Here is a 23768-nt window from a genome sequence, read left to right as displayed (position 1 = left end):
ATAGATGGCACCGGTTTCTCAGGCACTGTGCTCTACTGGGGCTATCGGCTTACACGGCGTTAACTTTACGATTTATTCGAACGCACGCTCTCCGCGAGCGCAAATACATGCGGATCGTCGGCACCGAGATCTTCCAACGCGGTGGCGAGGTTGAGCAGGTAGTCGCGGTTGGCGCCGCTGGGGCCGTGGGCGGCGGCGATCTGGCGAGCCATGGACTCGAGTGGTGCGTCGCCGAGAAAGGCGGCGTTGTCCTCGGTGGCGAGGTAGAGCAGGCCTTCGGCGTGGCTGCCGTCGGCGAAGTGCATCAGGGTGGTCTCGCGCAGGTAGCCGTTCTTCTCGCGGATATCCAAGCCGTGCAGAACCTCGCCGCTTACCCGGTAGGCCATGCCATGGCAGAGGGCGCCGGGCTGGCGTACCAGCGTGGCTACCCGTCCAGGGGCCTCGGGCGTGCCGCGATGGTCGTGGGAGCCCTGCCAGAAGCGTCGTGCCCAGCCCTCGATATGCGCGGGACGGCGCTCGAGGTAGGCAAATTCAGCCTTCCAGATCAGCGAGCCGTAGCCGAACAGCCATAGCTCGGCGTCGTCGTCGACGGGCATGCGCTGGCGGTTGATCAGGGTGGTGTCGAGGCTCATGGCTGGCTCGGATGGTTGCGCTGGTTGCCACGCAGCAGCGGCTGGGTGAGGGTCTGGGCCATGATCACGCCGATCAGGGTCAGGCCGCCGCCGAGCAGGTGCCAGCTGGCCAGGCGCTCGCCAAGGAACAGCATGGCGATGATGGCGCTGAACAGCGGCATCAGGTTGAGGAAGATGCTGGCCTTGCTGGCGCCGATCTGGCGTACCGCACGCATCCACAGGAAGGTGGTGATGATCGAGGCGGGGATGCCGGCATAGGCGATCAGCCAGACGTTGCCGCCATCCACCGGTGTCATCGGCCCGAGCAGGTAGCCGGGCAGTAGCAGCAGGGTGGCGAAGACCGCCTGCACGTAGAGCATCACCCAGGGCGGCAGGTTCATCGGCCAGCGCTTTAGCATCACGCCGTAGGTGGCGTAGCAGCTGGCGGCCACCACCATCAGCGCATCGCCCGGCGAGACGTCGAGGGCCAGCAGCGACAGTGGGTCGCCGCGGCCGAGCAGCACCGCGACCCCGCATAGCGCCACCAGCCCGCCTGCCACGCCGCCGAGGCTCGGCGGCTCGCGCAGAATCAGCGCGCTGAGCAGGACCGTGAGCAGCGGTACGGTGGCGGCCAGAATGCCCATGTTGGTGGCCGAGGTGGTTTCGGCGGCGACGTAGGCCAGCCCCTGCCACATCGCCATGCCCAGCAGGCCGAGGAAGGCCAGCTTGGGCCATTCGCGCTTGAGGGCCTGGCGATGGCGCCACACCGCCGGCAGCACAAAGGGCGTCAACACCGCCAGCGCCAGCACCCAGCGCAGAAAGGCGATGCTGCTCGGCGCAATGGCGCCCACGGTGAGCTGGTTGATTGTCATGTTGCCCGACCAGATCAGCACGGCACCCAGCGGGGCGAGAAAATAGAGCAGCGGCATGGCGACCTCTTGGACAAAGCAGAGCCCCGCTGGGAACGGGGCTCTGAGGGGTGTCATCATATCGTGCTGAGAGGTGGCTGCAAGCCATGGCAGAATCGGTGTAGGGCTATCGCACCGCTCGGGACTGATCCGTCGACAGGCCTGCGAGGAGGCGCTGTGAACCCATCCCTGGGCGCTATCTTGCGCCCTGCTGCGCTCTCGCATCCTGCTTCGCTTGCAGGACCAGTGCTGGCCATCCATGGCCAGCCCGTTCGGAGCAATGCTCCTCACCCATGGCGCAAACCTCCTCTTCGGCCTGTCCCCGGCCTCCTTCGCTTAGAGGCAACTGCGATCACCCTGAGGATCTGTGATAGCCACTGCGTAACAGATACCTACACCGGCGTCAGCGCAGCTGACTGTCCTTGCTGCCGCGACGGTTGTAGCCACTGTAGGACGTCTGCTGCTTGTCGCGTTCGCTCTGGCAGGCGATGCACAGGCGCACGCCCTTGATCGCCTCGCGGCGCGCCTGGGGAATCTCGTCGCCGCACTCCTCACAGTGGCGCAGGCTCTCGCCGGTAGGAAGCTGGCTGCGTACCCGCTGCAGCGCATCTTCCACCGTACTCTCGATCTGCTCCTGCTCGGCACCATCGCGTGACCAGCCGCCTGCCATGGATCGCCTCCTTCCGTGCTCGTTGGCTTATCTAGCCCTCAAGAGGGTTTTTGGCGCAGTTGGCGAAGCTCGCCATTCAGCGCCTTGATAATGGTATAGCACATCAGCAGCATCACCACGGAGAACGGAATCGCCGTCGCCGTCACGCCGGCCTGTAGCGCCGATAGCCCGCCGCCGATCAGCAGCACGATGGCGATGAAGCCCTCCACCGCGGCCCAGAACATGCGCTGGGGACGCGGCGCATCGATCTTGCCGCCGGCGGTGATGGTATCGATCACCAGCGAGCCGGAGTCCGACGAGGTGATGAAGAAGATCAGCGCCAGCACGATGGCCAGGGTCGACATCAGGCCGGTCAGCGGCAGCTCGTTGAGCATGCCGAACAGCGACAGCTCGGGGCTGTAGGTGTCGATCACGTACTCCTTGACCAGGCTGGTGTCGGGGCTGGCGTAGAGCTGATCCAGCGCTGTCGCCCCGAACACCCCCATCCAGACAAAGATGAACAGGCTGGGAATCAGCAGCACGCAGGTCACGAATTCACGAATCGTGCGTCCCCGCGAGACCCGGGCGATGAACATGCCGACGAACGGCGCCCAGCTGATCCACCAGGCCCAGTAGAAGATGGTCCAGGCCTGGCGATAGGCGTCGTCGTCACGGCCGAAGGGGGCCGATAGCGGGGCGAACTCCCTTACGTAGGTGGTGAGGCCGGTAAAGAAGCCGCTCAGGGCGACCAGCGTGGGCCCGGCAAACAGTACGAAGAAGAAGAACAGCACTGCCAGCACCATGTTGATTTCGGAGAGCTTCTTGACGCCGCCTTCGAGCCCTCGCCACACCGAGACCAGCGCTGCGGCGGTCACCAGCAGGATGATGATGACCTGGGTGGTGGTCGTGACCTCGAGGCCAAATACGAAATTCATCCCCGCATTGGCCTGCTGGGCACCCAGCCCCAGCGACGTCGCCAGGCCGAACAGGGTGGAAAACACCGCCAGAATATCGATGGCGTGTCCCCACCAGCCCCACACGCGGTCGCCGAGGATGGGAAAGAAAGCCGAGCGAATCGAGAACGGCAGGCCCTTGTTGTAGGTGAAGATGGCCAGGGCCAGTGCCATCACTACGTAGACGGCCCAGCCGTGGATGCCCCAGTGCAGGTAGGTGCCGGCAAGGCCCATGGCGGTGGCGCCGGGAATCGCCTCCGGGTCGAGTGCGCCGCCGTCGCCAAACGGCGAGGGAATACCCAGCGGCAAGGAGACGTTGGCATGATAGACCGGCTCCAGCACCCCGAAGAACAGCAGCCCGATACCGATACCGGCGGCGAACAGCATCGAGAACCAAGACAGGTAGTTGTAGTCCGGCCGAGCGTCCGGGCCGCCTAGCCGGATCGACCCATAGGGCAGCACCACCAGCGCGATACAGAACAGGATGAAGAAATCCACGACCAGCATGAAATACCAGTCTAACGTGCCGGTCGAAAAGGCGACGATAGACTGGAAGATGCCGCCTGCTCGCTCGGGGAACAGCAGGGTGAGGAGAATGAAGACCACCGAGGCGAGAGCCGATACGGCGAAGACGCGGTTGTGGATATCGAAGCCGATGGGGCCGAGGCTCCCTTCGACGTTGTCCTGGCCAACGACGTAATCCGTCTGCATGTCGCTGGACTCGGCATGCGACGAGGGGTCGCTTGGGGAGCTCATGAGACATCTCTCCTTATATTGTTAGGTTTATGGATGGTGAGGGGTTTTGCTCGTGAGTGACAGGGGCTGGCAGTTAAGAGTTATTAGCCCGCCGTATAATGGCGGGCCTGGGCATCTCAATGGCTGACCTCCGGAAAACGCGCGCGGCGCTCCAGGTCGTCGAGGTCGATGGTATTGCGCATGTACTGCTGGCTGGCATCGAAAAGCGGCTGGTGATCCCAGGGGGTGACCCTGCCCTGTTTTAACGCCCGCGATACCAGCTTGCGCCGCCGCTGGCTGGCGATCACCTCGTCATGCAGGCGGGCATAGTCCCAGCGGCTGTCGATTTCGTTGCGGAATTGCTTGCAGCGATCGAGGTGCTCCGGCGACTCGGCCAGGTTGGTCAGCTCCAGCGGGTCGGCCTCGAGGTCGAACAGCTGGTCGGGATCGGGGGCGCTGTGCACGAACTTGTAGCGGCCGCGGCGAATCATCAGCAGCGGGGCGATCGCGCCCTCGCCAAGGTACTCGCCGATCGCCTCGTCATGGCCGGCCTGGCCGGTGAGGTGCGGCAGCAGGCTGCGGCCGTCCACCGGCACCGCATACTCGGGAGCCTGGCCGTGGTTTGCCAGCTCGGCGAAGGTTGGCAGCAGGTCCATGGTCGAGACCGACTGGCTGACCCGGCCCGGTGCAAAGCGGCCGGGGGCGTGGACCAGCATCGGCACCCGCGCCGAATCCTCGAACCAGCTCATCTTGTACCACAGGCCACGCTCGCCGAGCATGTCGCCGTGGTCGCCGGAGAACACGATGATGGTGTCGTCGGCCAGGCCGGTCTCTTCCAGCGCCTTGAGCACTGCACCGATCTGGTCGTCGACGTAGCTCAGCGCCCCGTAGTAGGCGTGGCGGGCATTGCGAATCTGCGCATCGCTGACGCCGCCTTCCTCCAGCTGGTAGACGTGGCGCAGGCGCTGGGAGTGGGGATCCATCAGCGTGCGGCTGTAGGGCACGCGGGGCATGTCGATGGCGTCATGCTGGTAGCGGTCCCAGTACTCCTGGGCAATGGTGTAGGGGTCGTGGGGGTGAGTCAGCGACACCGTCAGGCAGAACGGCCGCGTCTCACCGTTGCGGGCATAGTCGTAGAGGAAACGCTGGGCGCGGAAGGCCACCTCGTCGTCGAAGTCGATCTGGTTGGAGCGAACGCAGGGCCCGGCCTGGGTGACCGACGCCATGTTGTGATAGTAGCTGGGCCGTTCGTGGAAGTTCTCCCAGTCGACGAACCAGCCGAAGTCGGCGGGGTAGATGTCGGTGGTCAGGCGCTCCTCGAAGCCGTGCAGCTGGTCGGGGCCGCAGAAGTGCATCTTGCCGGTGAGTGCAGTGAAGTAGCCGGCGTCGCGCAGGTAGTGGGCATAGGTGGGGGTATCGGCGGCGAACTCGGCGGCGTTGTCGTAACCGCCGATCCGCGACGGCAGCTGGCCGGCCATCAGCGTGAAGCGCGAAGGCGCACACAGCGGGCTGTTGCAGTAGGCCGAGTCGAACACCACCCCCTCGGCGGCGAGTCGCGACAGGTGCGGTGTCTTGACCAGCGGGTGGCCGTAGAACGGCAGCTTGCTGGCGGTCATCTGATCGGCCATCAGGAACAGGATGTGCGGTTGCTTGGCTGGCATGGCGGCTACCTCGCGTCGACGGTGGCGGGCGGATGGGCTTGCCGCTAGTCTCATGGCTTATGTCAGATGCTGTAAACTCACTGAATATTAATCCCAATCATTAGGTGGGCTAATGTCATTGATTGGCAGGAGGGTATCGCCCCATGGCCTGAGGGTGTTCGAGACGGCGGCGCGGCATCTGAGCTTTACGGCTGCCGCCGGCGAGCTGCACTCGACGCAGTCGGCGGTGAGCCAGCAGGTGCGAGCGCTGGAGGAGCAGCTGGGCATGGCGCTGTTCGAGCGCATCTATCGCGGGGTGCGCCTCACCGAGGCCGGCCAGGCGCTGTTCGTCAGCGTGCAGGAGGGCTTTGCCACCATCGAGCAGACACTCGACCGCCTGCAGCGCCAGCATTGCCATCCGCAGGTCAATATCCTCACCGACTTTTCGTTCGCCGCCTACTGGCTGCTGCCGCGACTGCCGCAGTTCCGCCAGCGGCATGCGGATATCGACGTGCGCATCATGACCCATCAGGGCGGCCGCGACTGGCACGACCAGGAGGTCGACGTGGCGCTGCTGTTCTGCGATGCGCGCACCCTGAGCGGCGTACCCAGGCTGTTCGGTGAGACGGTGATGCCGGTATGCAGCCCGGCGTTCCTCGACCAGCATGGCCCGATCGACAGCTTGGCGAGGCTCAGTGAACTGCCGCTGATGGCGCTGCTGAGCGAGCCGGGCCAGCACTGGCTCGACTGGCCGGCGTACTTCAAGGCCTTGGCCGATATGACCTACGTGCAGCCGGCGGAGCTGACCTTCAACAACTACACGCTGCTGATCCAGGCGGTGATTGCCGGTCAGGGTATTGGCCTGGGCTGGCGGGGGTTGATCGATGATCAACTCGCCAGTGGCGTCCTGGTAGGTCTCGAGGGCATGACGCTGAGTACCGGGGGAGGCTATGGCCTGATCGACGGACGCGGCGGTGGCGGCAGCGCAAGGCAGCTGTTTCGCGACTGGCTGCTGGAGAGTACGAAGTAAGGGGCGCTGCCCGCCATCCAGGCGGGCAGCGGTGAAACTTAGCTAACAGCTGCGATGCCGGCCTTGGCGACCTGGACGTCCTGGTCGGGCTTGACCCCGGACACGCCCACGGTGCCAGCTACCTGGCCGTCGACCAGTACCGGCACGCCGCCGGACAGCAGGCCCTGCATCGGCGCCGACAGGAAGGCGTTGCGGCCGCCGTTGATCATCTCTTCGAAGACTTGCGTCTCCTTGCAGCCCAGAGCGGCGCTGCGCGCCTTTTCGCTGGCGACCCCGGGGGTCATTGGGGCGGCACCGTCGAGGCGGCGCAGGCCGAGCAGGTGGCCGCCGTCGTCGGCCACGGCAATGGTCACTGCCCAACTATTAGCTTCGGCTTCTTTCTGTGCGGCATCGAGGATGGCGTTGACGTCTGACAGGGTGAGTACGGATTTGGTTTTCATGTTGGGCTCCTTGGTGAGCGGTTGATGCTGGCGATGAGCTTCACCGAGGGCAAGCCTTCACGAGGGCGCTGTAAACCCGTCCCTGGGTGCTACTTTTGCCATCCATGGCAAAAGACCCTCATTCCACCTTGCCCTCGGCGCTCATCTCATGGGTATTCGGAAATGCTATTTAAGCGCTTCCCTCGGCGGGTTGTAACGCCTCATCGACAATCTCGATCCAGTGACGGACCGGGGTGCGTCCGGCGCCGGCGAGGTGGGTCTGGCAGCCGATATTGGCCGTCACGATAGTCTCAGGCTTGCCGGCTTCCAGGGCGTCGAGCTTGTTGTCGCGCAGTTCGGTAGCAAGCTCGGGCTGGGTGATCGAGTAGGTGCCCGCCGAGCCGCAGCACAGGTGAGCGTCGGCCACCGGCGTCAGCGCGAAGCCGAGCCGGGTGAGCACGCCCTCCACCGCACCGCCGAGCTTCTGCGCATGCTGCAGGGTGCAGGGGCAGTGGAAGGCCAGCCTGCGGGTCTCGGGGATGTGCAATTCGTCGAGGTTCTCGTCGCGCAGCACCTCTACCAGGTCCTTGGCCAGGGCACTGATGCGCTTGGCCTTTTCGGCGTAGGCCGGGTCGTCGGCGAGGATGTCGGCGTACTCCTTGACGAAGGCGCCGCAGCCGCTGGCGGTCTGGACGATGGCTTCGCAGCCGGCCTCGATGTGTGGCCACCAGGCGTCGATATTGGCGCGCGCCCGAGTGCGGCCGTCGTCCTGGGCGTTGAGGTGAAAGTCGATGGCGCCACAGCAACCGGCCTCGCTGGCCGGGGTCAGGCCGATGCCGAGGCGATCCAGCACTCGCGCGGTGGCGGCATTGGTATTGGGCGACAGCCCTGGCTGGACACAGCCTTCGAGGATCAGCATCTGACGCGGCTGGTGGCGATGGTCGGGGCGCTTGCCGGCGTCCACCGGCGCTGGCGGCATCTTGCTCCTCAGCGCGCCGGGTACCAGCGGCTTGAAGGTCTGGCCGAGCTTGAGCAGCGCCTGGAAGCGCTTGGGCTCCACCAGCATCTTGCGCAGGGCGTAGCGCTGGGCGCGCTCGCCGGTGCTGCGCGGCACCCGGCGCTCGATCTCGGCGCGGCCGATGTCGAGCAGCTTGTGGTACTCGACGCCGGAGGGACAGGTGGTCTCGCAGTTGCGACAGGTCAGGCAGCGGTCGAGGTGCAGTCGGGTCTCGGCGGTGACCTGGTCGTCATCGTCGCGGCTCTCGAGCAGCTCCTTGATCAGGTAGATGCGCCCGCGAGGGCCGTCGCGCTCGTCGCCCAGCAGCTGGTAGGTGGGGCAGGTGGCGTTGCAGAAGCCGCAGTGCACGCAGCTGCGCAGCACGCGGTCGGCTTCCTTGATATGCGGTTTCTCGAGGTCTTCAGGGGTAAAGTGCGTCTGCATTCAGACCTCCGCGTAGAGTCGGCCGGGGTTGAAGATCCCGTTGGGGTCGAGCTCGGCCTTGAGGTTGCGATGGTACTTGGCCACCACCGCTGCCAGCGGCGTGAACGGCTCGGCAGCCCCCGGCGTATAGCAGGTGGCATGGCCGCCGGCACGGGCGCAGGCCTCGCGGATGTCGGCGGCGTCGGCGTCACTCTTCAGCCAGCGCTGGGCGCCGGCCCAGTCGTAGAGCACCTCGCCGTCCAGTGCCAGCGGCGGGGTGTTATTGGGCAGCGATAGCCGCCACAGCGGGCGCTGGTCGTTGCAGAAGAAGGCCAGCTGCTGCTCGCGCAGCGCTTCCCAGTAGCCGGCGTCGAGGCTGTCACCGCCGAGGCGTTCGCGGGTCGCCGCCACCGAGCTTACGCCGCCCTCGAGGCGCAGATGCAGGGCGCCGTCGTGGTAGCTGGCCGCCGATAGCGGCAGCGGCTGGCGGCCCCATTCGGCGAGCTTGGTCAGCGCCGCATCGAGGGGCAGTTCGAGGCGCAGGCTGTGGCTGGCGGCGGGCTTGGGCAGCACCTTGAGCGAGACTTCGGTGAGCAGGCCCAGGGTGCCCTGGGCGCCGACCATCAGCCGCGACAGGTCGTAGCCGGCGACGTTCTTCATTACCTCACCGCCGAAACGCAGCTGCTTGCCCTCATGGGTGATCACCCGGGTGCCGAGCACCAGGTCGCGCACGCTGCCGGCCCAGGGCCGGCGCGGCCCGGACAGTCCGCAGGCGATCATGCCGCCGACCGTGGCGCTGGCGCCGAAGTGGGGCGGTTCACAGGGCAGGCGCTGGCCCTCGGCGTCGAGGGCCGCTTCCAGCTCGGCCAGCGGGGTGCCGCTGCGCACCGAGACGATCAGCTCCACCGGGTCGTAGTGGCTGATGCCGCGGTGCTCGCGGGTCGACAGCTCCTGGCCGTCGATGTCGCGGCCGTAAAAGGCCTTGGTGTTACCGCCGACGATGCGCAGCGGCGTCCTGTCGCGGTCGGCCTGGCGCACCTGGTCGCACAGCGCCTCGCTGATGTCATGGTCTGTCAGGGGGACGGTATCCGCCATGGTGGCTCCTCAGAAACGCGGCAGCTCGGGGTGCGGCAGTTCGTTGTTGTGCACGTGCATGGCGCCGAATTCGGCACACCGCGCAAGCGTGGGAATGTTCTTGCCCGGATTGAGCAGGCGGGTCGGGTCGAAGGCCGCCTTGACCGCATGGAAGGTGGTGATCTCGTCGGGCTGGAACTGGGCACACATCTGGTTGATCTTCTCGCGGCCAACGCCGTGCTCGCCGGTGATCGAGCCGCCGGCCTCGACGCACAGCTCGAGGATCTTGCCGCCCACATCCTCGGCCAGCTCGAGCTCGCCGGGCTGGTTGGCATCGAACAGGATCAGCGGGTGCATGTTGCCGTCGCCGGCGTGGAAGACGTTGGCCACCCGTAGGCCGGACTGTTCGGAGAGGGCAGCGATGCCCTTGAGTACCCGTGGCAGTTCGCGGCGGGGGATGGTGCCATCCATGCAGTAGTAGTCCGGCGACATGCGGCCCACGGCGGGGAAGGCGTTCTTGCGCCCCGCCCAGAACTTGGCGCGTTCGGCGTCGTCGCGGGCCAGGCTGATATCGGTGGCGCCGGCCTGGCGCAGTACCTGCTTGACCGTCTCGCAGTCGTCGTCGACGTCGGCCTCGACGCCGTCGAGCTCGCACAGCAGGATCGCCTCGGCCTCCACCGGGTAGCCGGCCTTGACGAAATCCTCGGCGGCCTGGATGGCCAGCTTGTCCATCATCTCCAGCCCGCCGGGGATGATGCCCGCAGCGATGATGTCACCCACCGCCTTGCCGGCCTTTTCGACGTCGTCGAAGCTGGCCATCAGCACCTTGGCGCTCTCCGGCTTGGGCAGCAGCTTGACGGTCACCTCGGTGACCACGCCGAGCATGCCCTCGGAGCCGGTGAACAGTGCCAGCAGGTCGAAGCCGGGGGCGTCGAAGGCCTCGCTGCCCAGCGTCATGCGCTCGCCCTCGATGGTCATCACCTCGACCTTGAGCACGTTGTGTACGGTCAGCCCATACTTCAGGCAGTGCACGCCGCCGGCGTTCTCGGCGACGTTACCGCCGATCGAGCAGGCGATCTGCGACGAAGGGTCTGGCGCATAATAGAGGCCGTAGGGCGCCGCAGCCTCGGAAATCGCCAGGTTGCGCACCCCGGGTTGGATGCGGGCGACGCGTGCATCGGGGTCGATCTCGAGAATCTGCTTGAAGCGCGACATCACCAGCAGCACGCCCTGTTCCAGCGGCAGGGCACCGCCGGACAGGCCGGTGCCGGCGCCGCGGGTCACCACCGGCACGCCGGCGGCGTGGCAGGTCTTGAGCAGCATTTCGACCTGATCGAGGCTATCGGGCAGCGCGACCAGCATCGGCAGCACCCGATAGGCGGAGAGGCCGTCACATTCGAAGGGCCGCAGGTCCTCCTCGCGGTGCAGCAGGGTCATGCCGGGCACCGCCTCGCTGATGCGGGCCAGCACGTCGGCCTTGTCGTTGTGCGGCAGCTCGCCGTCCAGCGCCGCGTCGTAAAGAATGTTCATGGTGACTCCCCAGCTTGCGCATCTGTCAGTGGTCAATCTGTGCCCTGAGCGTCGCCTTGTCCAGTCTGTGGTGTGGTGGTCTGACCAGACATTGGTCTATATTGTGGAAATGCTTTCCAATCTACATCCTGACTGACCATGAGGCTAGTTCCCTGGCCAAGCTGATGCGAGGAGCCCGCAATGCCTTTCATGCCCGATGAGCGCCTGGCCGGTATGCGCACCGCAGACGGCGTCGCAGCAACGCTTGAACAGCTGATTCTCGACGGGGTGTTTCACCCCGGCCAACTGCTGCCTTCCGAACGGCGTCTGTGCGACAAGCTGGGCGTATCGCGCTCCTCGCTGCGTGAGGGGCTGCGCGCACTGCGCAGCAAGGGCGTGATCGAGACCCGCCACGGGCGCGGCTCCAGCGTGGCGCAGCTGGTGCCGCCGCGAGACGACAGCCCGCTGATGCACCTGTTCAAGAGCCAGCCGCGCACGCTGTTCGATCTGCTCGAAGTGCGCGCGCTGCTGGAGGGCGAATCGGCGTTTCTCGCCGCCAGTCGTGGCACGCCTGCCGACCGGGTGCTGATCACCCGTCGCTACCAGGAGATGGCCAGTTATGTGGCGGAGGCTGAGAGCATCGACGTCGAGCGACTGGCGCGCCTCGATCACGCCTTTCACCTGGCGATCTGCCAGGCCTCGCACAATCCGGTGCTGGTGCACACCCTGCAGAGCCTTACCGACCTGCTGTTGAGCTCGGTATTCGCCTCGGTGAAGAACCTCTACCACCGCGCAGAGCCACGCGAGATGATCAACCGCCAGCACGCCAAGCTTCACGAGGCGGTGGTACAGGGCAGGCCGGCGCTGGCCAAGCGGGTGGCGCTGGAGCATCTCAACAGCATCGGCGAGCGGCTGCGCGAGATCGAGGTCGAGACCCAGCGGCTGGAGCGCTCGGCGATGCGTCTGGAGGGGTGGGAGTAGGGGAGTGTGTTGTGCAACCTTAAAAATGAATGCATAATTTGTTATTAGGTGCTGGCGAACTTATCCCGCATCGGAATCGGTGCGTATGGGAGTCAATGATGGAGAAGATCAAGCAGAACACCTTGCACGGAGAGGTGGCCGAGCGCATTCGTGACATGATCGCGCAAGGTACACTGGCTCCCGGAAGCCGCGTGCCGGAGAAGCAGCTTTGCGAACAGTTCGGTGTCTCGCGTACTCCCTTGCGTGAGGCCCTCAAGGTCCTGGCATACGAGGGATTTGTCGAGCTGCTACCAAACCGTGGTGCGCGGGTTGCCAAGCTCACGCGCGCCGCGCTGAAAAATACCTTCGAGGTGATGCAGAACCTGGAGGCGCTGGCCGGCGAGCTGGCAGGTGAGCGGATCACAGAGCAGGAACTGACCAACATAGAGGCGCTGCATTATCAGATGTTGGCGCATTACAAGAATGGCAATATGCAGGAATACCTGCTGGCTAATCAGCAGATTCACGAAGCCATCGTGATTGCCTCTCAGAATGACGTATTGATTGATGTTTACAAGAACCTCAATCATCGGGTACGCCGCGTGCGCTTTACTGCCGAACTGACTAACGATTACTGGTCAATAGCCGTTGCAGAACACGAAGCGATGATTGATGCATTGCGGGCTCGTGATGGAAACGCGCTCTCGAGCATATTACGACAACACCTCAAGAATAAGGTGGAGTTCTCGGCCCTTGAAGAAATGGCGGAATGATTGACCATTGAAACCGCTGTTTGGGTAGCATGCATGAAGATACCGCGCACCGATTGTCTCGGTACGCGGCACATTGCATTGATGAACGAGGTCTCTTATTCAGCCATGCCCGTGTCGGTTGGCATACGGTAGAAAGCAACGGCATTGTCGTGAAACAACTTGCGCTGGTCACTGTCACTGAGTTCCGCGGTGATAGTCATGAAACCACCGAAGATCGTGCCAAACTCTGCGACCAGGCTGTCGACGGGAAAGTTACTGGCGAACATGCAGCGATCAATACCAAATATATCGATTGTCTCTAGTACCACATCTCGATTGACGTCCGCTGTCCAGGCTTGTCCAGGTAGACCGATACCTGAAATCTTTATGGCCACATTAGGCTGTGCTGCCACGTACTGCATGGCCCGGCGCCAGCCGCTGAGCCCCTCCTTGCTACGATCCGCTGGCAAGCCGGTATGGTTGATGATGATCTGTGTCTCGGGAAAGTCAGCGGCGAGTTCAGCCGCTTCCTCGAAGTGCCACCAAGGGGTCTGAAGGTCGAAGGAGAGGCCGTACTTGGCGAGCTGTGCGTAGCCTCGCCGCCAAGCGGGGTCTCCCATGGAACCCGGGATGCCAGGATCGATATCGGCAGGTGAAGGGGCAGAAGTGGGCTTATGGCGAATGCCCCGCACACGCGGGAAGGCACTGTGCTGTGCCAGCACCTCCTCGACGTCGGGCTGGTTCAGACGTGCCTGGGCTACCATCACGGTGGGTAGCCCCTCGCGATCGGCGAGGGCATGTACCCAGCGGGTTTCATCCACCGGTGTACGAGGATCCCACTCGGTCTCTACGTACACCGTGCCGACGATCCGGTAGTCACGGCTGTCATGACGGTAATCCTTCGGCAAATAGGTACGGCGTATCGCCGAGTAGTCGCCATAGCGAAAGGGGATCGGCGGCTCATCGCACAGCCAGGGGAGGTAGTTGCGCTCGAGATCCCAGAAGTGCTGGTGCGCATCGATGATCGGCAGTGATTGCATGCTCATGCCTCCCCGGTATCACCTTGCATCAGTGACACGATCGCTGCGCCGTCGAGCTCACCCTTGCCCTGTGCGATCAGCATGCTGTAAAGCGAGTTGGCAGTACCCGCCATCGGCATGGAGACATTCAGGGCATTGGCGGCATCCTGCAGCATATGCAGATCCTTGAGAATCTGACGAGCATAGCCGCGGGGCTCGAAATCGCTGTCCACCATGCGAGGCAAGAGATCATTGAGCAGGTTGCTGCCGGCATAGCCGGAAGACAGCGCCTCGGGGATCTTGCTGACATCGATGCCAAAACGCTGGCCCAGGTTGCATGACTCGGCAATCACGCAGTAGTTGGAGAGAACCAGCGCCTGATTGATCAGCTTGGTCGCTTGTCCGGCGCCCACTTCTCCCATGGCGGTAAACTGGCCCAGGGTTTTCATCAGCGGAGTGATGGCCGCAAGTGCATCTGGGTTGCCGCCGGCCATGATCGCCAGTCGGCCCTCAGCTGCGGCACCGGGGCCGCCGGAGATTGGCGCATCGACGAACTGCATACCATTGCGGCGTTCGACCTCGGCGGCGAGGCGGCGCGTCGTCTCGAGTTCAGTGGTGGAGTGGTCGACAATGATCTTGCCTTTGCCCTGTGTGACTTGCGCGAGGCCATCATCGCCAAGCACGACCTGCTCCACTGCGCCGGTGGTGGTGACACAGACCTCGATGATATCGGCCTTTTCGGCGATCTCGAGCGGTGAGGAGGCGATCTCTACTCCCTTCTCTTGGGCCGCTTTACAGTTATCCGCATCGATATCGTAGCCAATAACGTGATAGCCACTCTCCAGGAGCCGAGCCGTGAAGCCGGCACCCATCTTGCCAAGTCCGACGAAACCGATTGCTGATGTAGTTGACATAGGGTTTTCTCCTCAGTGAGTTTAGCGCGGAGCCGGAGGGTCGCTTGGTGGCGAACTGCCGGAGGATACGTGTATACCCATCAATAGGGCCGCTTCCTTGATAACGACTACCGCCGACTGGAACATGATCAATCCCCCACCAATGACGATCGCCATGCGTGGCCAGTAGAGCGAAAAGCTGCGGCTCGTGACCATTTCGTTGCGCCCTAGCTCTACAAGAGCATGGCCAGATTGATAGACCTTCAGGGCGAAGTAGAAAATAAAGCCATGTATGGCAATCAAGAATAGAGCCTTGACGGTGCGTGGCAGTACATCCAGCAGCAGGTCTACCTTGAGATGTGAGCCCTGACGAATGCAGACGGCTGCGCCCCAAATGGCCAATACCGGAAGCATGTAGGCCGCTACCTCCTCGATCCAAGCGAAGGGAGAGTGGATGATGTAACGCAGAAGCACCTGGGCAAACATCAACACAAAGATGCTGCTAAGGACCAGTACTAGAATGGCTTGTAGTAGATGGTCTACCCACTCGGCCACTAGATCGATGCCCTGTATCAGCTTACTTGCCCATGATCTGCTGATGGCTGTCATATCAAACTCCTCCGAAACCGAGGAAACGCGGTAGCGCTTCGCTGAGCGCTGGTATGGCAATGATCAGAGCTGTGAGTACCACCTTTATCAGAATGAAAGGCCAAGCGAAGCGACTGATCTCTGCTACTGACATGCGGCCTACGAGAGAGGCTGTCAGCAAGGTTCCACCGAATGGGGGCGTGAGATGTCCTACACCCAGTGCAGAGATGATGATCATCGCCGTCTGTACGTCGCTGAAGCCTAATTCCATGGTGAAAATAGGAATAATGATCGGGCCCAACAGAAGTAAGTTGGAATTGCGGTCTATGAACATGCCTGCAATGAGCAATACCAGCACGATGAGGGCGACAATACCAATCGGCGACTGGGTGATCTGTAGAAGAAAGTCCACCACCTGAGTGGGGATGTTACGACGTACCACAACATAAGAAAACATTGCCGCTACGCCAACCAGGATAGTAATGGCCGCACTGGTGATAGCCGTCTGGCGGATGATAGGGATCAGGTCGCGAGGGTGGATGGTGCGGTAGATGAAAAGTGTGACGACCAAGCCATAGGCGACTGCGACAGAAGCAGCCTCGGTAGCAGTAAAGAAGCCGCCGAGTATGCCCCCAACCACAATGATTGGCATGCCAAGTGGAATGCCCGCCTTGAGAAAGGCACGACCCAGCTGGCGCATCCCCATCCAGCCATGGGTCGGGATACCGTAGCGCCATACCATGGCATAGGTTACTAAACCAAATAGTAGTGTCAGCGTTAGTGCAATAGTCAGGCCTGCAGCAAAGAGCGCGCCAATGGAAACACTAAATGCTGAGCCGTAAATTATCAAAACGATGCTGGGCGGGAATAGCGGCGATAGTGTGGCCGATGCTGCTGTGAGAGCTCCCGCGAACCCGCGTGGATAGCCTTCTTTTTGCATCGCTGGAATCATGACAGGACCCATCGCTGCGACATCGGCATACGCTGAGCCAGAAATGCTTGAGAAAAATAGGCTTGAGGCAATGTTGACCTGTGCAAGACCGGCCTTGAAATGGCCAACCAGTGCGCGTGCGAGATCCATGAGTCGGTCCGTTAGACCGCCCCGAGACATGATCTCACCCGCCAAGAGGAATAGTGGTATCGCTAGGAAAGTAAAGGACGTCATTCCATCGAACATTCTGAGTGTCAGAATGTTCATGGTTGCTTCACGTCCGGTTTCCCAGTAATGAATAAGAGATGCCCCGGCCATTGCCATGAAGACTGGCGCGCCGATGACGATGAGCCCGACCAGGGCAATGAGCATGAGTAGCGCTATCACGTAGACTCCGGCTGCATTGGGGTAGTGAACCCTTCCCTTTCAATTGAAAGGGAAGGGGGAGATGCTATCGATGTGATATCGTTACTCGGATTCTGAGTTCTTTATCCCGGCAACGCGTTCCCGGGTGCGTTCCAGGGCGTCGAGAGTTGCTTGGATGTAGGACTCAGGGACTTCTTCCTCGATGAAATCGCGAGCTGCCGGTACGGCAATATCTTGCCACTCGCTCAGTTCGTCTGCGGTTGGTACATAGATCTCCTTGCCCGCTTCTGCCATTTTTTCGAGTGCTTCATTATCATCCTTGAAGCTCACCACATTGCTGGTCGCAGACGCAATGATGGCGGCTTCATCGACGGCTTGCTGGAACTCCTCAGGCAGGCTTTCGTAGAAGTCGTTATTGGAGACTAGCCACAGATACTCATACATATGACCAGTGAGTGACACGTAATCCGCCACCTCCATCAGCCCGGCATCCCAGGCCGATGACAGCCCCCCTTCGAGACCATCGATCAGGCCACTTTGCAGGGCCGAGTAGCGCTCAGGCGCCGAGACAGTAACGATTTGTGCGGCACCCAGGGCTTCGAATAGCTCCTGATGAAGTGGAACCGCCTGGGTGCGCATCTTGATGGCATGCTCTTCGAGATCGCTCGGCACTCGAATCGGACCGGCGGTGGTGTACAGATGGCGAATGGAGTTCTCCATTAGTGCCAGTAGACGCATGGTCCCGCCACTGGCTTCCAGGAGCTCATCCCGGGTCAGCTGGAAGTATTCGGGGTCCTGGGGAAGCTCCCAGAAAACGCTTCGTTCGGTAAACAGAAATGGCCAGCTATGCACCTGAGCATGGGGAAAGATGCTTGCGATACCCCCGGCACCCGGGAGGTTGAACTCCAGCTCACCGAGACGTAGCTGATCGGTAATCTCTCGATCCCCGCCTAGCGCGCCGTGACGCACCAAGTTGATGACCAGCTCGCCGTCAGTGGCTGCTTCGATATAATTCTTGAACGCTTCGGCCGCTTCTACCCCATAGTTCTGGTGTGGGTGAGCCAGCGTGGCTTCGAATGACTGAGCCATCGCCAGCGGTGAGATCAGAGCGGTTGCAGAGAGCGTGCAGAGTAGTTTGGCAGCGTGCTTCATGGTAAGTAGCCTCCATTTTTTCGCATTCGTGTGCCTGTTGTAGTTGTGGCATCCATGCAGCGTCTTGGTAATTATGAACTCATAATTCATTTTTTTATGTAATGCTTTGGTCTAAAATTCATGCCGGCTGTTGTCATTATGATGACAGCAACATTAGCTATATCGATGTAGTAGGAAGCTTAATTAGTGGGTTTTAATCATTGGCTATTGAGGTCTTGCTAATAAGCATGCCGTCTAAGCAGATGAGGTGCTTGGATAGGGCCTCATCATGGAGCCAGTGATGTTTTTTTTAACCACCTTAAATGGCCTGTTGTCCTGGCAGTTCGGGTAAGCAACTGTCAAATCGTTCCTAAGTCACACTGGCTTCGTCAATTTGATCCTGTACCATGCCGTTATCATGAGATTGGCGAACCCGAACGGATCTAATGCATTACCCGCTTTGTAGTATAGCCTTCGGCAGCTAAATTTCATATTGATAAGACGAATGGCGGGCCGAGCATCGATGTTTATACTGGCCTTTATCTTGTCGCTCACCAGTGGCAGCCTGAGAGTTGGGGTGTATGGTCTACTTCTTATCCCTCGCATTGCCTCCAGGAAAGTTTGGTGTAATTTTTTCATATCTTCGACGGTGTAAGCCTTTGCTGGTTTCATAGATGATTCTCTTAATATTAAATTGAGTCCCATAAGTGTCATGCTTATCGCATGAACCCTGGTAGCCATAAGACTAAGTCAGCCGCGAAAGTTATGATTGCCAAGGTGATGACCAAGGGGATATAAAAAGGTATTAGGGCTTTTAATAGTTGGCGCAGGGTCACTTTTGCAATTGACGATACGAGGAATAATGAGAGTCCCATCGGAGGAGTCAGAAGGCCGATCATTAAATTGAATATGCAGACTATTCCCAAATGCACAGGGTCGACACCGGCTAATACCATGGGGGGAGCTACGATGGGAACAATCAGCAAGGTAGCAGTTGTTGAGTCTAAGAAAATACCCGCGATGAGAAAGATGAGGTTGGCGATCAACAGCAGCATCAAGGGGTCTTGAGATATCTGCAATATGAGCGTGGCAAACTGCTGGGGGATTTGTTCTACGGAGAGGATCCATCCAAACATTGAGGCTGCTGCGACTATGATAAGTATGGCGCTTGTGGTTCTTAGCGTGGCAAGCATAGATTGCAGTAAGTGATCCCAAGTAAGCTCTCGATAAATAACTGCGCTAATGATCACGACATAGGCAGCTGTAACAGCCGCAGCCTCGGTAGGGGTGAATAACCCCGCGAGCATACCAGAAATCATCAGTACTGGAGCCAGTAGCGCCGGAAGCGCTGGCATAAATGCGTGGAATAGCTCAGACCCTGTTGGCCAACGCTCTGCTCTTGGCATATCGTATTTAAGCGCAAGGACGGCGGCTGTTATCATAAGCAAAGCTATGCATATCAGTGCCGGGATAATGCCGGCCAATAAAAGTTGAACAATTGATACGCTAGTTACTGATCCATAAACGATTAGTGGGATGCTGGGTGGGAAAATAGGGCCAACAACGGCTGAGGATGCTGTAACGGCAGCAGAAAAAGGTCCGCTATATCCTCGCTTTTTCATAGCTTCAATTTCAATTTTCCCAAGCCCGCCGACATCTGCAAGAGAAGCCCCCGACATGCCTGAAAATATAAGGCTGGAAAATATGTTGACCTGTGCCAAGCCTCCTGGCGCGCGTCCGACCAGCGCATTGGCAAAGTTGAATATTCTGTCGGTTACACCAGCCTGGTTCATAAGGTTGCCAACGAAGATAAAAATTGGCACAGCTACTAGAGGGAAGCTGTCGAGTGAGTAAGTGATGCGCTGCCCCATCAATCCTAAAGGCAGTCCTTCTATAAGTACATAGGCAATGGAGGGTAGTAATATCGCATAGACTACCGGGAACCCCAGTATGAACAGAATTAAAAAGCAAGCAAGTACTGTTATTCCCATGTTGTCGCCTACCCGTAATAAGTGTTTAGGAGCAGCCTAGTTTGGCTGCTTAAATGGCTTGTAAAAATGGATGAGCGCGGCTAATAGAAAGCCCAGAGTGGTTGTGCTGAAAAATATCCAGTATGGTATTTTTAACACGGGTGTTGTTCTGTGAAAGCTTGATATTATTGTGGTCGCTGCCGAATAGCAAACGAATAAGCATGCTGCTATAGAAAGTATTGTGATGAATTTTCTTAGTATGAATTTTGGGGTTTGGGGGAGTGCGTCTTGAAGCTCAGACATCAAGATATTTTCATTGCTACCGACGACTAGAGGGTAGGATGAAAACACAAGACAGATGAGCAAGAAACGGGTTAGCTCTCCAGAGCCGGGAATTGATACTCCGAACAGGTCTCTCGATAGCACCTGTGCAAAGGGAACAAGTATCATTGCTGCTAATATCAATACGCAAAAAAATTCTAAGCATGATTTTGCTTTATACATAGAAATGCAGCTCCGTAGCGGGCAGCACATTATGTGCTGCCCGAGTGGCTTCATTCGATTTCAGAAATCATTTCGATATATGGAGCAAAGTTTGGATAGTCCTCGTTTATCTGCGCAAGAACTCTTTCGCGGAAAGCGTCTATGTCTAGACCATTGTCCTCAGTAATGAACACCATGCCTCTCTCGGTTAATTCATCAATGAGCTCTTCCTCTGTTTCTATTGCCCAGCGAAGTGATTCTTCGGCCTTCTCTGTGAGCGTGCTGGTGATAATATTTTGCTGCGTTTCATCTAGAGATTGCCACACATCTTCGTTGATAAATACCGCCAGAATGGAGTGCATATGCCCGGTCATGGAAACATGCGATTGCACTTCATATAAGCTGTCTGACCTGATCATGGTTAGTGGATTTTCCTGGCCTACCACTAGCCCCGTCATAAGAGATGTTGGTAGTTCTGAGACCTCTACTGGCGTTGGATCGGCGCCAAACCCGCGTACCATTGAGATCCAGATATCAAGTGGCACGGCACGGAACGGTTCTCCCGCTAGATCGTCAGGCGACTCTACTGGGAAATTCGATGTGATATGCCGAGCACCACGATACATACGTCCGATGATACGCATCCCAGATTCATCGATGAGTTGCTCGTTCATTTCTTGAATGACATCGGACTGGGGATCCGTGGCTCTTAGCGCATGCTCTGCATCACGATATATAAACGGCGCGTTAAAGACAGCAATATCGGGAACCGATTGAGCCAGCGATGCGAATTCATGGTGAGCCATGGAAATGGAGCCAATTGATACCCCATCCACCATCTCTGAAACGCCGCCTAGCTGGCTTGCAGGAAATATATTGATACTGATCGAGCCTTCGCTTGCTTCTTCGATGGCTGCTGATGCTTCCGAGGCGAAGCGGGTTTGGGCGTCGCCCTCTGCGCCAACGTGCGCATAACGCAGAGTGGTCGCGGATGCCGACGCCGATGCTGTTGCAATGGCAAGAGCAACAGCGGCGGTAGTGATTTTTTCTCTGAAACGCATGATTAAGCACCTTTGTCATTATATGAAGATCAGTGTCTGGTGAGTTGGCGTACGCTTCTTGTTGAGTGGCATTCTCCCCTTTGGATTGATGCTCTATTGATCTCTATGTCATTATGAACTCATAATTCATTCCTTGGTGTTAAACTTTAGTCGCGCCGATTGGCTGGTTGATTTCCTCCCATTCGGCAGGCGATGTCGAATGCGCGGCGCGTCGCTTCTGCACTGGCCTTGCCCTGGCCGGCGATATCGAAAGCGGTTCCATGGGCGGGGGTGGTAATGGGGATCGGTAGCCCACCCTGGACCGTCACGCCGCGCTCGAAGCCCAAGAGCTTCAAGGCAATCTGTCCCTGGTCGTGATACATGGTGACGACACCGTCGAATTCGCCATCCCGGGCACGGCGGAAGAGCGTGTCTGCGGGGAAAGGACCATGGGCTGGATAGCCGGCGTTTTGGCATGCTTCTACTGCTGGAGCGATGATATCGATCTCCTCGCGGCCGCAGGTGCCGCCTTCACCGGCGTGGGGGTTGATCGCGGCGACGGCGATGCGCGGCTCCGTTTGCCCAGCCGCGGTGAGAGCGCCGTGTATCAGGCGGGTCGCACTCAGGATGCGCTCCTGGGTAACATAGGAGGCGGCCTCGGCAAGTGGCACATGCGAGGAGATGCGTGATGTCCAGAGCTGTCCCAGGGTGTTGAACTCGCAGACATCGTCTGTGACGTTCAGGTATTCAGCAAAGAAGTGCAGCTCGTCTTCATGGCGCAGTCCGCCTTGCTTCATCGCCAGCTTGTTGAGTGGGGCGAAGCAGATGGCGTCGACGTGCCCTGCCAGGGCTGCATCGAGGCAGTATGCCAGGACCTTGAGCACCGAGGCGCCGCAGGCGGCGTCGACCCGGCCATACTCGACGTCCTCGGGCGCCACGCTATCCAGTGTCAGGAATACTGGCCCAGTGCCCCCACGGGCCTGATCCCAGGTGTCTATCTCCGGTAGCTCATGCCGAGTGCCGGCCACCCGCTGCCCTTCCTGCCATAGCCAGCGGTCGCCGACCACCACAATGTCGGCTTTAGCGATGGCTTCGTCATCTGCCAGCAGTCGGGCGATGAGCTCCGGGCCGATGCCTGCTGGGTCTCCCAGGGTAACGGCAACACAAGGTCGGGTTTCAGTCATGACAGATATCTCCTTGCTGCGTGGGTCAGGCTGCGGTGGCTACCTCATGCGTTTTGCCAGGCTTCGCCGTCTGGGTAGATATGGCGTGCCAGCGACTCGGGCTTGAGGGTAATGCTGTAGCCCGCTGCGGTGGGCACCTGGTAGTGGCCGCTGCGGATGACCACGGGGTGCTCGAAGTGCTCGTGGAGATGGTCGACGTACTCGAGGATACGCCCCTCCAGCGAGCCTGAGACGGCGATATAGTCGAAGATCGAGATGTGCTGCACGTATTCGCAGAGCCCCACGCCGCCGGCGTGGGGGCAGACCGGCACGCCGAACTTGGCAGCCATCAGCAGCACTACGATAACCTCGTTGAGGCCACCGAGCCGCGCGGCATCGAGCTGGCAGTAGTCGATGGCCTCGGCCTGCAGCAACTGCTTGAACATCACTCGGTTGTGGCAGTGCTCGCCGGTGGCCACGCCGATCGAGCCCAGCCGGTGGCGAATCTCAGCGTGCCCGAGGATATCGTCGGGGCTGGTCGGTTCCTCGATCCACAGCGGGTCGAATTCGGCCAGCTGGCGCATATTGGCGATGGCTTCATCGACGTCCCACATCTGGTTGGCATCCATCATCAGCGCATGCTCCCAGCCGATCTCCTCGCGCAGGATCTGCGCGCGGCGGCGATCCTCTTCGAGATTGCCACCGACCTTCTGCTTGAAGTGGGTCCACCCTTCAGCCAGCGCCTCGCGCGCCAGGCGGCGAACCTTGTCATCGTCGTAGCCCAGCCATCCTGCCGAGGTGGTATAGCCCGGATAGCCTTGCGCGCGCATCGTGGCTTCGCGCTCCTGGCGTCCAGCCGCCTGGCGCCTGAGCAGGCCTAGCGCCTCCTCTGGGGTGATGGCGTCGCTGACGAAGCGAAAATCGAGACTCTTGACCAGTTGCTCCGGAGACATGTCCACCAGCAGTTTCCACACTGGTTTACCTTCCGATTTGGCCCACAGGTCCCAGATGGCGTTGACGATGGCGGCAGTGGCCAGGTGGATCACCCCTTTCTCGGGGCCTGTCCAGCGTAGCTGGCTGTCGCCGCTGGTGAGCCGGCGCCAGAAATTGCCCATGTCCGAGGTGATGGTCTCGAGGGTTTCGCCCTCGACCAGATAGGCGAGGGACTCCACCGCCTTGACGCAGAGCTCGTTGCCGCGGCCGATGGTGAAGGTGAGGCCGTGGCCCTCCAGGTTAGCGTCGGTTTGCAGGGTGACATAGGTGGCAGAGTAGTCCGGTGCCGCATTCATGGCGTCGGAGCCATCCAGCGAGCGGGAGGTCGGGAAGCGGATGTCCTGAACCCTGATGTGGGTGATTTGGGTCATGGCAGATAGATCTCGCGTGATTAAGTGGTCGCTAGGGTGCATCCAGCTTAGGTAGGCATGCCGATAACTTGCCAATCGAATTTTTGCCATTATCGATTTCTTCTGGTTATCGAAATATCAAGGTACATACCCCGCGCTTCCCCCGCTGATGGTGGCAGAC

General features: G+C 60.1%; 22 protein-coding genes. 3 read left to right on the top strand and 19 right to left on the bottom strand.

Annotation, left to right across the window (positions count from 1 at the left end; all coding sequences use genetic code 11):
* Nucleotides 1-65: 65 nt before the first annotated feature.
* From QC821_RS14630 to betC, 5 genes are all read right to left on the bottom strand, one after another.
* A complete protein-coding gene (locus QC821_RS14630; RefSeq protein WP_309722971.1) occupies nt 66-632 on the bottom strand; it encodes a gamma-glutamylcyclotransferase in 567 nt (188 codons plus the stop codon).
* Nucleotides 629-1540: a DMT family transporter gene (locus QC821_RS14625; RefSeq protein WP_309722968.1), complete on the bottom strand. Its 912-nt coding sequence runs from the start codon at nt 1538-1540 to the stop codon at nt 629-631. The genes QC821_RS14630 and QC821_RS14625 overlap by 4 nt, the downstream gene beginning before the upstream one ends.
* Nucleotides 1541-1922: 382 nt before the next feature.
* Entirely contained in the window at nt 1923-2189 is a 267-nt protein-coding gene (locus tag QC821_RS14620; RefSeq protein WP_309722965.1) for a DksA/TraR family C4-type zinc finger protein, read from the bottom strand.
* Between the two features lie 38 nt (nt 2190-2227).
* Nucleotides 2228-3877, bottom strand: a complete 1650-nt coding sequence (locus QC821_RS14615; RefSeq protein ID WP_309722962.1) for a BCCT family transporter — start codon at nt 3875-3877, stop codon at nt 2228-2230.
* Between the two features lie 116 nt (nt 3878-3993).
* Complete coding sequence (betC, locus tag QC821_RS14610) at nt 3994-5517, bottom strand: choline-sulfatase (protein ID WP_309722959.1); 1524 nt, start codon at nt 5515-5517, stop codon at nt 3994-3996.
* Nucleotides 5518-5629: 112 nt separating this feature from the next.
* On the opposite strand from betC, the gene QC821_RS14605 reads away from it, so the two are divergent.
* A complete protein-coding gene (locus QC821_RS14605; RefSeq protein ID WP_309722956.1) occupies nt 5630-6526 on the top strand; it encodes a LysR family transcriptional regulator in 897 nt (298 codons plus the stop codon).
* A 38-nt stretch (nt 6527-6564) separates the two neighbouring features.
* Here QC821_RS14605 and QC821_RS14600 read toward each other — a convergent pair whose 3' ends face one another.
* The 4 genes from QC821_RS14600 to glcD form a co-directional block, all read right to left on the bottom strand.
* On the bottom strand, nt 6565-6966 hold the full coding sequence (locus QC821_RS14600; RefSeq protein WP_309722953.1) for a GlcG/HbpS family heme-binding protein: 402 nt from the start codon (nt 6964-6966) through the stop codon (nt 6565-6567).
* A gap of 169 nt (nt 6967-7135) precedes the next feature.
* Complete coding sequence (gene glcF / locus QC821_RS14595; protein WP_309722950.1) at nt 7136-8386, bottom strand: glycolate oxidase subunit GlcF; 1251 nt, start codon at nt 8384-8386, stop codon at nt 7136-7138.
* Complete coding sequence (glcE, locus tag QC821_RS14590) at nt 8387-9460, bottom strand: glycolate oxidase subunit GlcE (RefSeq protein WP_309722947.1); 1074 nt, start codon at nt 9458-9460, stop codon at nt 8387-8389. It lies immediately after the preceding gene.
* A gap of 9 nt (nt 9461-9469) precedes the next feature.
* The gene (glcD, locus tag QC821_RS14585; RefSeq protein ID WP_309722944.1) at nt 9470-10969 is read right to left on the bottom strand and encodes a glycolate oxidase subunit GlcD; all 1500 of its coding nucleotides are present in this window, start codon (nt 10967-10969) and stop codon (nt 9470-9472) included.
* Between the two features lie 189 nt (nt 10970-11158).
* Here glcD and glcC point away from each other — a divergent pair, with 189 nt between their 5' ends.
* Together glcC and QC821_RS14575 are read left to right on the top strand one after the other, a co-directional pair.
* Nucleotides 11159-11929 (top strand): transcriptional regulator GlcC, encoded by a 771-nt coding sequence (gene glcC / locus QC821_RS14580; protein ID WP_309723211.1) that lies wholly within the window; start codon nt 11159-11161, stop codon nt 11927-11929.
* A gap of 98 nt (nt 11930-12027) precedes the next feature.
* Nucleotides 12028-12681: a GntR family transcriptional regulator gene (locus tag QC821_RS14575; RefSeq protein WP_309722941.1), complete on the top strand. Its 654-nt coding sequence runs from the start codon at nt 12028-12030 to the stop codon at nt 12679-12681.
* Nucleotides 12682-12776: 95 nt separating this feature from the next.
* Here the strand turns inward: QC821_RS14575 and QC821_RS14570 are convergent, their stop codons facing one another.
* The 10 genes from QC821_RS14570 to QC821_RS14525 all read right to left on the bottom strand — a co-directional run bounded on the left by QC821_RS14570 (nt 12777) and on the right by QC821_RS14525 (nt 23608).
* Nucleotides 12777-13700: an amidohydrolase family protein gene (locus tag QC821_RS14570; RefSeq protein ID WP_309722938.1), complete on the bottom strand. Its 924-nt coding sequence runs from the start codon at nt 13698-13700 to the stop codon at nt 12777-12779.
* Nucleotides 13701-13702: 2 nt separating this feature from the next.
* Entirely contained in the window at nt 13703-14593 is an 891-nt protein-coding gene (locus QC821_RS14565) for an NAD(P)-dependent oxidoreductase (RefSeq protein WP_309722936.1), read from the bottom strand.
* A gap of 21 nt (nt 14594-14614) precedes the next feature.
* Nucleotides 14615-15181, bottom strand: coding sequence for a TRAP transporter small permease (locus QC821_RS14560; RefSeq protein WP_309722933.1), 567 nt, complete (start codon nt 15179-15181; stop codon nt 14615-14617).
* 1 nt (nt 15182) lies between these two features.
* The gene (locus QC821_RS14555; protein WP_309722932.1) at nt 15183-16463 is read right to left on the bottom strand and encodes a TRAP transporter large permease; all 1281 of its coding nucleotides are present in this window, start codon (nt 16461-16463) and stop codon (nt 15183-15185) included.
* Nucleotides 16464-16559: 96 nt separating this feature from the next.
* Nucleotides 16560-17609 carry a TRAP transporter substrate-binding protein gene (locus QC821_RS14550; protein WP_309722930.1) on the bottom strand — a complete coding sequence of 350 codons (1050 nt, stop codon included), beginning with the start codon at nt 17607-17609 and terminating at the stop codon, nt 16560-16562.
* A 695-nt stretch (nt 17610-18304) separates the two neighbouring features.
* Nucleotides 18305-19579: a TRAP transporter large permease gene (locus QC821_RS14545; protein ID WP_309722927.1), complete on the bottom strand. Its 1275-nt coding sequence runs from the start codon at nt 19577-19579 to the stop codon at nt 18305-18307.
* A 36-nt stretch (nt 19580-19615) separates the two neighbouring features.
* Complete coding sequence (locus QC821_RS14540) at nt 19616-20008, bottom strand: TRAP transporter small permease (RefSeq protein WP_309723208.1); 393 nt, start codon at nt 20006-20008, stop codon at nt 19616-19618.
* Nucleotides 20009-20112: 104 nt separating this feature from the next.
* Nucleotides 20113-21102: a TRAP transporter substrate-binding protein gene (locus QC821_RS14535; RefSeq protein WP_309722924.1), complete on the bottom strand. Its 990-nt coding sequence runs from the start codon at nt 21100-21102 to the stop codon at nt 20113-20115.
* Nucleotides 21103-21248: 146 nt separating this feature from the next.
* A complete protein-coding gene (locus QC821_RS14530; RefSeq protein ID WP_309722921.1) occupies nt 21249-22265 on the bottom strand; it encodes a 4-hydroxythreonine-4-phosphate dehydrogenase PdxA in 1017 nt (338 codons plus the stop codon).
* Nucleotides 22266-22309: 44 nt separating this feature from the next.
* Nucleotides 22310-23608: an L-fuconate dehydratase gene (locus tag QC821_RS14525; RefSeq protein WP_309722918.1), complete on the bottom strand. Its 1299-nt coding sequence runs from the start codon at nt 23606-23608 to the stop codon at nt 22310-22312.
* Between the last annotated feature and the right edge of the window lie 160 nt (nt 23609-23768).

The sequence above is a fragment of the Franzmannia qiaohouensis genome, from assembly GCF_031451695.1.
Taxonomy (GTDB): Bacteria; Pseudomonadota; Gammaproteobacteria; order Pseudomonadales; family Halomonadaceae; genus Franzmannia; species Franzmannia qiaohouensis.
Note: the sequence above shows the minus strand (reverse complement) of the source record. Positions and strands in the feature narration are given on the sequence as shown.